Source organism: Reyranella sp. (assembly GCF_004296935.1).
Classification (GTDB): domain Bacteria; phylum Pseudomonadota; class Alphaproteobacteria; order Reyranellales; family Reyranellaceae; genus Reyranella.
The window spans coordinates 1-10039 of record NZ_SCVH01000168.1; the positions used below are offsets into that span (position 1 = coordinate 1).

The following is a 10039-nucleotide window of genomic DNA, read 5'->3' on the forward strand; positions in this document are numbered from 1 at the left end:
TCGCCCACCGGCACGTGCGTGGCCTTGTAGATCAGGATGTCGGCCGCCATCAGCGCCGGATAGGCGTAGAGGCCGAGGGAGGCATTCTCGCGGTCCTTGCCGGCCTTCTCCTTGAACTGCGTCATGCGGTTCATCCAGCCGACACGGGCCACGCAGTTGAAGATCCAGGCGAGCTGGGCGTGCTCGGGCACGGTCGACTGGGCGAAGATGATCTGCTTCTTGCCGTCGACACCGGCCGCCAGGAAGGCCGACGCGATCTCGCGCGTCTGTGCCGCGAGCTGCTTGGGGTCCTGCGGCTGGGTGATGGCGTGCAGGTCGACCACGCAATAGAGGCATTCGTAGTCGTTCTGCAGACGCGCGAAATTGCGGATCGCGCCGAGATAGTTGCCGAGATGGAGGTTGCCGGTGGGCTGCACCCCCGAAAGAATCCGGCCCTTGAGGCCGCGGGCGGCGTAGGGCGCGAGGTGCGGATTGGGCGTGGCAGCGCTGGCGGTGGCGTCAGGCATGGGATGTGGACTCCGCTCAAGGTGGAAGGCACGGGGTTTGGACCTCCGCGCACCCTGCCGGTGGAGGGCGAGGGTGGCGCGGTATCGCCCAAACGGCCGAGGTAATCAAGCCGGCTCCTTGCCCGTGACATTGACGGCGGCACCGGACGCTGTTCCCATCCGCCTTGCACGCATCTTGCAGGATAGCAGGAGCGTCAGGGACGGCGACGACACTCTGGATGGAGGCATCCGATGGACGAACGTGGCTTGCGTGGTCTGATCGACCAGGTGAAGGCGGGCGGGATGTCCCGTCGTGTCTTCGTGCGGCGGCTGGCGGCGGTGGGGCTGACGGCGCCCATGGCGACCCAGCTTCTGGCATTTTCCGGCGTTGCGATGGCGCAATCCACACCGGTCTACAAGCCGACCAAGCGCGGCGGCGGCGGTGTGCTGAAGGTTCTATGGTGGCAGGGCCCGACCCTGCTCAATCCGCATTTCGCGGTCGGCACCAAGGACCAGGACGGCTCGCGCCTGTTCTACGAGCCGCTCGCCGGCTGGGACCGCGAGGGCAACCTCCGGCCCATACTGGCGGAGTCGATTCCCGGCCGCGAGGACGGCACCCTGGCTGCCGACGGCAAGTCGGTGACCTGGAAGCTGAAGAAGGGGGTGACTTGGCACGACGGCAAGCCGTTCACCGCCGACGACGTCGTCTTCACCTGGGAATACTCAAGGGATCCGGCGACGGCCACGCTCACCAGCGGCTCCTACAGGGACGTCACGGTCGAGAAGATCGATGCCCACACGGTCATCGTGAAGTTTGCGAAGCCGACCCCCTTCTGGGCCGATGCTTTCGTGGCTTGGGCCGGCATGGTGATCCCCAAGCACCTGTTCGCCGACTACATCGGCGCCAAGTCGCGCGACGCACCGACCAACCTCAAGCCGGTCGGCACCGGCCCCTACATGTTCAAGGACTTCAAGCCCGGCGATCTCGTCTCCGGCGTCATCAACCCGAACTATCACCGGCCCAACCGGCCGCATTTCGACGCCATCGAGATGAAGGGCGGCGGCGATGCGGTGTCGGCGGCGCGTGCTGTGCTGCAGACCGGCGAGTTCGACTTTGCCTGGAACATGCAGGTCGAGGACGAGATTCTTCAGCGAATGGAAAAGGGCGGCAAAGGTCGCGTCATCTTCAACAAAGGCGGCGGCATCGAGCACATCCAGCTCAACAACACCGATCCCTGGACCGAGGTCGACGGCGAGCGCTCCAGCCTCAAGACCAAGCACCCGATCCTGTCGGACCCGGCGGTACGTCAGGCGCTGGCGCTGCTGGTCGACAAGGACTCGGTCGAAAAGCACATCTACGGTCGCACCGGGGTCGCGACGGCGAACTTCATCAACAACCCGGAACGCTTCCGGTCCAAGACGACGAAGTACGAGTTCAACGTCGACAAGGCCAACGCCCTTCTCGACAAGGCCGGCTGGGCGAGGGGCGCCGACGGCATCCGGGCCAAGGACGGCAAGAGGCTGAAGCTCGTCTACCAGACCTCGATCAACCAGCCACGGCAGAAGAACCAGGCGATCGTCAAGCAGGCCGCCCAGAAGGCCGGCATCGACATGGAGCTGAAGTCGGTGACGGCATCGGTGTTCTTTTCGTCCGACGTCGCCAATCCCGACACCTACACCAAGTTCTACTGCGACCTGCAGATGTACAACAACAGCAGTCAGCCCGACCCGGAAATATTCCTGCGCCAGTTCTGTTCGTGGGAAGCAGCCACCAAGGAGAACAAATGGCAGGGCCGCAACATCACGCGCTGGCAGAACCAGGAATATGACGACACCCACAAGGCGGCCCAGGTCGAGGTCGATCCGGTCAGGCGCGCCGCCATGCTGATCAAGCTGAACGAGCTGGCGGTGAACAACCAGGTCGTGATCCCCGTCGTGGCCCGGCTCAACGTCGCGGCCGCGAGCACCAAACTCGTCCTGGAACTCAGCGGCTGGGACAACAACACCTGGGATCTCGCGAACTGGTACCGCGAGGCCTGAGGATCAGGCCTTCGGCGCCGGGCTCTCCCGGTCCCGGTCGGGATGGTGGAACAGCAGCACGACCAGCACCGAGGAGAGCGCGAGTGCTGTCATCAGCAGGAAGCCGTCGGCGAACGAACCGCGCAGGTTCAACACCCAGCCGGTGATGGCGGGGGCGAGGAAACCTGCGATGGCGAAGGCAAAATCCATGATGCCGAGCGCCGTCGCCGCCCGGTGCGGGACGATGTCGACATTCACCGCATAGTAGGCTGCGTTGGCGCCCATCGAGGCCGCGACCGCCACCGTGATGCCCGCGATGGCCACCGTTAGGTTGTCGGTGAGGGCCACGGGAATGACGGCCAGTGCCGCGACCAGCTGGCTGCCGGCGATCAGCCAGGAGCGCGCGACGCGCAGGCGGCCCGTGGTCTTGAGCAGATAATCCGACCAGCGCCCGAACAGCCATAGAAGCACCGCGGCCGACAGCCAGGGCAGCACCGTGAACAGGCCCACGGTCTGCAGGTTGAGTCCGTACTTGCGCTCCAGGTAGCTCGGCAGCCAGGTCATGAAGAAAAACAGGAAATAGCCGAAGACGAAGAAGGCCCAGTAGTTGGCCAGCAGGGTCCTGTTGGTGAGGAGCGTCCGCAGCACGCCGGGCTCGGGCCAGGATTTCAGCGTGGCATGCGGCGCGGCGGTGATCGACGGATCACGCGTCCGGATGTGGGCGAGCTCCGACGCATCGACGAAACGGGAGTCCGCCGGATCGTCGCGGAACAGGAAATACCACAGCGGCACCCAGGCGGCCGACAGCACGAACAGGGCGGCGAAGGTGAGGCGCCAGTCGAGCCAGCCCAGGAGCTGGGTGACGATGGGCCCACCGACGGCAAGGGCCAGCGGCACGGCGAACAGGGCATTGGCCAGCGCAGTCGCCCGTTCGTGCGGCGACAGCCAGCGGCTGACGGCGCCGGTCAGGGCGGGAAAGTTGGGACCTTCCGAGACGCCCAGCAGCACGCGCGCGGCGTAGAGGACGACGAAGCCGCCGGCCAGCGCCGTCGTCCCGATCGACAGGCTCCACAGGATGGCGGCGATGGTGAGCACGATGCGGGCGCCGTAGCGGTCCACGGCGAAACCGCCGAGCAGGGTGGTGAGGGCATAGCCCAGGCCGAACGCGCCCAGGATGGTGCCGGTGTCGGCGGGCGACAGGCCGAGGTCGCGCTGGATCGCGGGGATGGCGTAGGAAATGGCCGCGCGGTCGATATAGTTGACGCCGGTGATGGCGAACAACAGGAAGACGACGAACCACCGGTACCTGGTACGCGTCATCTGTTGGCCCCCGCCTTGTCCCTCGCCATGGAGCATGCGAAGGAATGATCCATCCTCGCAAGGGTTCTAGATCATGTCAGACAACCCGCCGATAGAATTCGCCTTTCCCGAGTTGCGCAAATGGGAGAAGGGCGCCGCGCCCTACATCCACGTACTGGAAAGTGGCAAGCCCGGCCCGACCGTGATGGTGGCGTCGCTCACCCATGGCAACGAGGTCTCCGGTGCGATCGTGGTCGATGCCCTGCTCGCAGCCGGACTGAAGCCGCGCCAGGGCACACTCATTTTCTCCTTCAACAACATCGAGGCCTATCACAGCTTCGACGCCAAGAACCCCTTCAAGTCGCGCATGATCGACGAGGATTTCAACCGCACCTGGGGCCGACTCGACCAGCCGGCGACCACGCTCGAGACAAGGCGCGCGCAGGTGGTGAAGCCCTACGTCGAGCGCGCCGATTTCCTGCTCGACCTTCATTCCATGCATGACGATTGCGTGCCGCTGATGCTGTGCGGGCCGCTCGACCGGGGCGCGGCGCTGGCGGAGAAACTCGGCACGCCGGTCGACATCGTGCGCGATCGCGGCCACGCCGCCGGCATGCGCATGCGTGACTATGGCGCCTTCGGCGATCCCGGGAGTTCCAGGACCGCCTTGCTGATCGAGACCGGCCAGCATTGGCGTGCCTCGTCGGTCACCGTGGCCAAGGACGTGACGGCGCGCTTTCTTGCCGAAACGGGAACCATGGAGGAAGCCGACCTGCCGGCCGACTGGAAGCAGCCGGCTTCGGCCAAGCAGCGCGTCGTCCAGGTCACGCACGCCATCGCCACCAAGCGCGGCAACTTCATCTCGGCGCGCCGCTTCGAGGGCCAGGAAGTGATCGCCAAGGCCGGCACCGTGCTCGGCCACGACGATGGCGAGCCGGTGACGACGCCCTACGACAACTGCGTGCTGGTAATGCCGTCGATCAATCGGCCGCTCCGGGCCGGCGTCACGGTTGTTCGCCTGGGTCGGTTGATCTGAGGACAGCCGGTTCGAGGCCGGGAGGCCGGCGCAGGATGCGGCGCAGCTCCGACAGCCTGATGACGCCCAGCAATGCCCCCAGCGCCGCGTAGGCGAGACCACCCAGGGCACAGACACCGAGCAGGGCGGCAATGCCGGCGAGGTTGCCATACGCCAGCGCCGGTCCCAGCACGGCGAGCGCCCCCCACAGGATGGCGCCCATGCCGGCTGTGGCCATCGCGACGCGCAGGGTCCGCGAACCGAGCCGGGCATCGGGCGCCCACTGGCCGCGCCGCAGCAGGACGATGGCCAGAAGGGCCGCGTTCAGCCAGCCCGACAGGGACGAGGCGAGCGCGATGCCGACCTGGGCGAGCGTCGTGCCGCAGAGGAAGGCGATGTTCAGAACGATGTTGGTCGCGATCGCCACGATCGCGATATAGAGCGGCGTCCTTGTGTCCTCGCGAGCGAAGAAGCCTGGCGTCAGCGCCTTCACCACGACGAAGGCCGGCAGGCCGACGGCGAAGGCCGCGAGCGCACCTGCCGCGCGCGCCGTATCCTCGGGGCCGAAGCGGCCGTGCTCGAACAGCATGCGGATGATGGGCTCGGCCAGTTGCCACAATGCCAGGGCGGCCGGCAGGCTGAACAGCAGGCCGTATTCGATGGCGCGGTTCTGGTTGGCCATCGCCGACTGGGTATGCCCGGCGCGCAGCTCGCGGGCCAGCAACGGCAACAAGGCGGTGCCGATGGCGATGCCGACCACGCCCAGCGGCAGCTGCGCGATGCGATCGGCATAATAGAGCGCCGAGATCGTGCCGACCGGCAGCAGAGAGGCCCAGACCACGTCGAGCACGGCGCTGATCTGCTGCACGCCGCCGCCGATCGCGACAGGTGTGGCAAGCTTGACCAGCCGCGCCACCCGCGCGGTCCAGCGCGGCCGCACCAGGCGCATGCCGACGCCGTCGCGGGCACAGGCGACCAGCAGCCACAGCCATTGCAGGACGCCCGCGATCGCCACGCCGACCGCCGCGGCATAGCCGCTGTTGGGCAGGAAGGGTGTGAGGCCGAGGACGGCGGCGATCAAGGTGAGGTTCAGCAGGATGGGCGTTGCCGCCACATGGGCGAAGCGATCGATACTGTTCAGCACGCCGCCGTAGAGCGAGGCGAGCGAGATGAACAACAGGTAAGGAAAGGCGATGCGGCCGAATTCGATGGCCATGGCGAAAGTCGGCGCGTCGTCACGCATGCCGGGGGCCAGGATGGCCATCACACCGGGCATGGCCAGGATCAGCAGCGCCGTGAAGGGCACCAGCACCAGCAGCAGTGCCGCCTGGGCCTGGCGCGCAAAGGCCAGCGCCTCGGTGCGTCCGCCATCGTGAAGCTCGCGGGCGAACAAGGGCACGAAGGCCGCCGAGAACGCACCCTCGGCAAACAGACGGCGAAAGAAATTCGGCAGCTTGAACGCCACGAAGAACGCATCGGCCACCGCACCGGAACCGAGCACGGCCGACAGCACGATATCGCGCACGAAGCCCACGAGCCGGCTCAGCAGCGTGAAGCTGCCGACCGTGGCGATGGCGCGGGCGAGGCTCAATTGCCCCCCTCCGCCCTTCGGGCACCTCCCCCGAAGACGGGGGAGGAGAAGAATATCAATCTCCTCCCCCGCGGAGCGGGGGAGGTGCCCGAAGGGCGGAGGGGGTCAGCACCCCGTTTCACCGCCATAATTCTGTCACTGCCCGCTGGCATGTTCTCTCTCGGTGGTGGCCGGCGATGTAATGGCCGGTTTAAACCGCCACCACGGCCGGTCCCCAAAAAGGGCCGGTTTTTTATTGGGCATTCGCCAGCTTCAGGAGCGTCTCGCGATCCTGGGTGGCGAGCTTCTTGTAGTCGCCGACGATCTTCTCGAGCTCCTCGGCCGGCAGCACGCTTTCCAGATTGGAAAATCCTTGCGGCGCCCGCTGCTCGACGATGTCGAGCATGACGTCGATGCCCTTGCGCCGGTTGCTGTCGACGATGCCCGCGGTCGGCGGCAGGCGGCGCTCCTCGTAGCGCCTGAGCGCGACTTCCGGATCGGTGGCCGCCAGAAGCTCCTGCGTGATCGCCTCACCGTCGAGGATCGCCTGCGAGGCACCATTCGAGCCGATCGGATACATCGGATGGGCGGCATCGCCGAGCAGGGTGACGCGGCCATGCGACCAGCGCGGCAGTGGATCGCGGTCGATCATGGGAAACTCGAGGATCGTGTGGGCGGAGCGGATGACTCCCGGCACGTTGAGCCAGTCGAACTTCCAGTTCTCGAAGCGCGGCAGGAAGTCGGCGAGCTTGCCCGGCTTGTTCCAGTCTTCGCGCGAGGGCAGCGCGCCATCGCTCACATGCAGGTCGCAGATCCAGTTGATCAGCGCCTCGCCGCGCTCGGCATGGGCGCGGCTGATCGGATAGCAGACGAACTTCTGGGTGTGGTGCCCCGCCTGCACCATGGTGGCACCGCCGAGATAGGGCTTGCCCACGGTGACGCCGCGCCACATCAGGATGCCCTGCCACTTGGGCGGGCCTTCGTCGGGATAGAATTTGCCGCGCACCGCGGAGTGGATGCCGTCGGCGCCGATCAGGATGTCGGCCTCGGCAGTCTCGACAGCCCGCCCGTCGCGATCGACGAAGCGCGCCGTCACCTTGCTGCCCTTCTGCGCGAAGTCCGCGATGCGGCGGCCGAACTTGATGCGGTCGGCGCCGAGCATCTGCCGCGCGGCGTGGAACAGGATCATCTGCAGCTCGCCGCGATGGATCGAGAACTGCGGCCACGGCAGGCCGGCGTGGCGGCCGCGCGGATCGGCCCAGATCGTCTGGCCGTGGCGGTTGGCGTAGCGCAGCTCGCGCGTTTCGATGGCCGTGGCGGCCAGGGCGGGTTCGAGGCCGAGGCCGCAGAGGATGCGCACGGCGCCAGCCTGGATGTTGATGCCGACGCCCAGTGGTTTCAGCTCGCCCACGGCTTCGTACACTTCGACATCGAAGCCCGCGCGATGGAGGCACATCGCTGCGACGAGCCCGCCGATGCCGGCACCTGCGATGACGATCTTCATCGGATGCTAGGCGTCGCGACTCAGGCCGCGATACAGCAGGGCGGCCTGATAGGCGGCCCAGCGTTCGGCATGGGTGTCGCCGAGTTCCCGCAGATAGGCCCAGCTGTAGATGCCGGTGTCGTGCTTGTCGTCGAACACGATGCGGACCGCATAATGACCGACCGGCTCGACCGCCTCGATCTTCACATGGCGCCGGCCGGAGACGATCTTCTTCTGGCTGGGCCCATGGCCCTGCACTTCGGCCGACGGGCTCTCGACGCGCAGATACTCCGCCGGCAGGGAACAGGTGCGGCCGTCGGAGAAATCGATTTCGAGCCGGCCTTCTTCCTTGAAGACCCGCAGTTCGGCCGGCCACGGCGCCGAGGTCGATTCGTAGCTGCCCTCATCGGGCACCGACTTGGTGAAGCCGTCGCTGCTCACGGTGCGTCCCGGAGCTGGCGCGCTTCGCTCACCAGCATGATCGGAATGCCGTCGCGGATGGGATAGGCGAGGCCTGCCTTTCGGCTGATCAGTTCGCCCGCCGCCGAATCGTATTCCAGCGGTCCGTGCGTGGCCGGACAGACCAGGATTTCCAGCAGCTTCGGGTCGACGCCGGCGCGACGCGGCGGAGCAGGTTCATCGGTCATGAGCGGATCATATCATGTTTGCCGGCCGGCGGGCTCAATTGGCTTTGCCGGGTGTCGTGTCCGACGGTGGGGAGAAGGCGTTCATTTCCAGGAAGGCGACCAGGAGCTTGGCGCGCGCCGAACTGTCGGCAGCCTCCAGAAGCGCCTGCTTTTCGGCCGGGCCGAAGGGCAGGACCATCGAGAGCGATGTCACCAGGTTGGCGTCGGCGCTTTGCTTCACGGCGTCCCAGTCGGTCGACAGGTTGCGGCTGCGAAAGAAGGCCGAAAGGGCGGCCATCAGGCGCTCGCGATCGAGTTCGACAGCTTCGTCGGCGTGATCGAGGTCGGCCCGGAAGGGCGAGAACACCGAGGACACGCGACGGTAGCCACCCTGGGCAAGGTCGAGCTCGCGCACAATCTCGAAGCGGCTGACGCCGCTCAACGCCAGCAGCAGCCGGCCGTCCTCGGTCTCGTTGAAACTCACGATGCGGCCGGCACAGCCGATCCGGTGCACCGGCGGGCGGCCCCCCGTCGATGGGTCGTCGGTCGGCATTCCGTCGCCGGCATAGCCGCCAGGCTGCTGCGGCTGCACCATGCCGATCATGCGGTGGCCGGCCAGCGCATCGAACACCATGGCGAGATAGCGCGGCTCGAAGACGTTGAGCGGCAGCTTGCCGCCGGGCAGCAGCAGCACGCCCGAGAGTGGGAAGATCGGCAGCGTGTCGGGCAGCTGCTCGAAGCCGGGATCGAAGGGATTGCGGCCCGGGCTGCGGTCGCTCATGGCCCCCTCATGGTCCCGTGGGCCGGCGCCCCATCCGGCACTCGTCTCAGGAAAAGAGGATCGTCGACAGCCGCTTGCGGCCGTCGACCGAAAGCGGATCGGCAAAGCCCAGCGCCTCGAAGAATTTCAGGAGCTGCGCGCGCGCGGCACCCTCGTTCCACGCACGGTCGGCCTTGATCATGGCGAGCAGCTCGTCGATCGCCTCCTGCTTCTGGCCGCCGGCCCAATAGGCCAGCGCCAGGTCGAGCCGGCTCTGGAAATCCTTGGGATCGGCAGCGGCCTTGGCCTTGAGGTCGTCGACCGGGCCGGCTTCCTTGGCCTTGGCGGCGAGGTCGATGGTGGCCTTCACCGCCACGACGTCGGCTTGGCCCTTGTCCTTGGCCGGGACCTGGTCGAGCAGCGTCGTCGCCTGCTCGTAGTCGCCGGCGTGGACGTGATAGCGCGCCAGGCCGGCGAGCGCCGGGACGTTCTCGGGATCGACGCCCAGGATCTCGCTATAAATCTGCGCCGCCGTCTCCATGTCGTTCTCTGCCACCGCCGCCTTGGCATGTTCGAGCAGCTCGGCGATCTCGTTGCCGGCCCCGCCCGCAGCACCTCCGGACGCCTGGACCAGCTTGTCGACGAAGGCCTTCACCTGGCTCTCGGGCACCGCGCCCATGAAGCCGTCGACCGGCCGGCCGCCGAAGAAGGCATAGACCGCCGGGATCGACTGGATGCGCAGCTGCTGGGCCAGCATCTGGTTCTTGTCGATGTCGATCTTG

General features: G+C 66.9%; 9 protein-coding genes and 1 pseudogene. 2 read left to right on the forward strand and 8 right to left on the reverse strand.

The genetic code is table 11. The features are described 5' to 3' along the window. Positions 1-506, reverse strand: a pseudogene (locus EPO55_RS25740) (hypothetical protein); the annotation flags it as partial. Positions 507-737: 231 nt separating this feature from the next. Between EPO55_RS25740 and EPO55_RS25745 the strand changes: the two are divergent. Further along, the gene (locus tag EPO55_RS25745; RefSeq protein ID WP_296340443.1) at positions 738-2525 is read left to right on the forward strand and encodes a peptide ABC transporter substrate-binding protein; all 1788 of its coding nucleotides are present in this window, start codon (positions 738-740) and stop codon (positions 2523-2525) included. 3 nt (positions 2526-2528) lie between these two features. Here EPO55_RS25745 and EPO55_RS25750 read toward each other — a convergent pair whose 3' ends face one another. Beyond that, positions 2529-3824 (reverse strand): MFS transporter, encoded by a 1296-nt coding sequence (locus EPO55_RS25750; protein WP_296340445.1) that lies wholly within the window; start codon positions 3822-3824, stop codon positions 2529-2531. Between the two features lie 73 nt (positions 3825-3897). Between EPO55_RS25750 and EPO55_RS25755 the strand changes: the two genes are divergently transcribed. After that, the gene (locus EPO55_RS25755) at positions 3898-4839 is read left to right on the forward strand and encodes a succinylglutamate desuccinylase/aspartoacylase family protein (protein WP_296340446.1); all 942 of its coding nucleotides are present in this window, start codon (positions 3898-3900) and stop codon (positions 4837-4839) included. Here the strand turns inward: EPO55_RS25755 and murJ are convergent. The 6 genes from murJ to EPO55_RS25785 form a co-directional block, all read right to left on the reverse strand. Continuing rightward, the gene (gene murJ, locus EPO55_RS25760) at positions 4808-6409 is read right to left on the reverse strand and encodes a murein biosynthesis integral membrane protein MurJ (RefSeq protein WP_296340448.1); all 1602 of its coding nucleotides are present in this window, start codon (positions 6407-6409) and stop codon (positions 4808-4810) included. The two genes, EPO55_RS25755 and murJ, sit on opposite strands and share 32 nt — an antisense overlap. Before the next feature lie 232 nt (positions 6410-6641). Beyond that, positions 6642-7892 (reverse strand): flavin-dependent oxidoreductase, encoded by a 1251-nt coding sequence (locus tag EPO55_RS25765; protein ID WP_296340450.1) that lies wholly within the window; start codon positions 7890-7892, stop codon positions 6642-6644. Between the two features lie 6 nt (positions 7893-7898). Further along, on the reverse strand, positions 7899-8285 hold the full coding sequence (locus EPO55_RS25770) for a DUF971 domain-containing protein (RefSeq protein ID WP_296340457.1): 387 nt from the start codon (positions 8283-8285) through the stop codon (positions 7899-7901). A 23-nt stretch (positions 8286-8308) separates the two neighbouring features. After that, positions 8309-8518: a Trm112 family protein gene (locus tag EPO55_RS25775; RefSeq protein ID WP_296340451.1), complete on the reverse strand. Its 210-nt coding sequence runs from the start codon at positions 8516-8518 to the stop codon at positions 8309-8311. A 34-nt stretch (positions 8519-8552) separates the two neighbouring features. Then, positions 8553-9278 (reverse strand): LON peptidase substrate-binding domain-containing protein, encoded by a 726-nt coding sequence (locus EPO55_RS25780; protein ID WP_296340452.1) that lies wholly within the window; start codon positions 9276-9278, stop codon positions 8553-8555. Between the two features lie 46 nt (positions 9279-9324). Continuing rightward, on the reverse strand, positions 9325-10039 hold a 715-nt coding region (locus EPO55_RS25785; RefSeq protein WP_296340454.1), incomplete at its 5' end, for a tetratricopeptide repeat protein.

Coding starts and splice junctions, on each gene's coding strand:
- EPO55_RS25745 (WP_296340443.1), top strand. CDS start 738: ATGGACGAACGTGGCTTGCGTGGTCTGATCGACCAGGTGAAGGCGGGC.
- EPO55_RS25750 (WP_296340445.1), bottom strand. CDS start 3,824: ATGACGCGTACCAGGTACCGGTGGTTCGTCGTCTTCCTGTTGTTCGCC.
- EPO55_RS25755 (WP_296340446.1), top strand. CDS start 3,898: ATGTCAGACAACCCGCCGATAGAATTCGCCTTTCCCGAGTTGCGCAAA.
- EPO55_RS25765 (WP_296340450.1), bottom strand. CDS start 7,892: ATGAAGATCGTCATCGCAGGTGCCGGCATCGGCGGGCTCGTCGCAGCG.
- EPO55_RS25775 (WP_296340451.1), bottom strand. CDS start 8,518: ATGACCGATGAACCTGCTCCGCCGCGTCGCGCCGGCGTCGACCCGAAG.
- EPO55_RS25780 (WP_296340452.1), bottom strand. CDS start 9,278: ATGAGCGACCGCAGCCCGGGCCGCAATCCCTTCGATCCCGGCTTCGAG.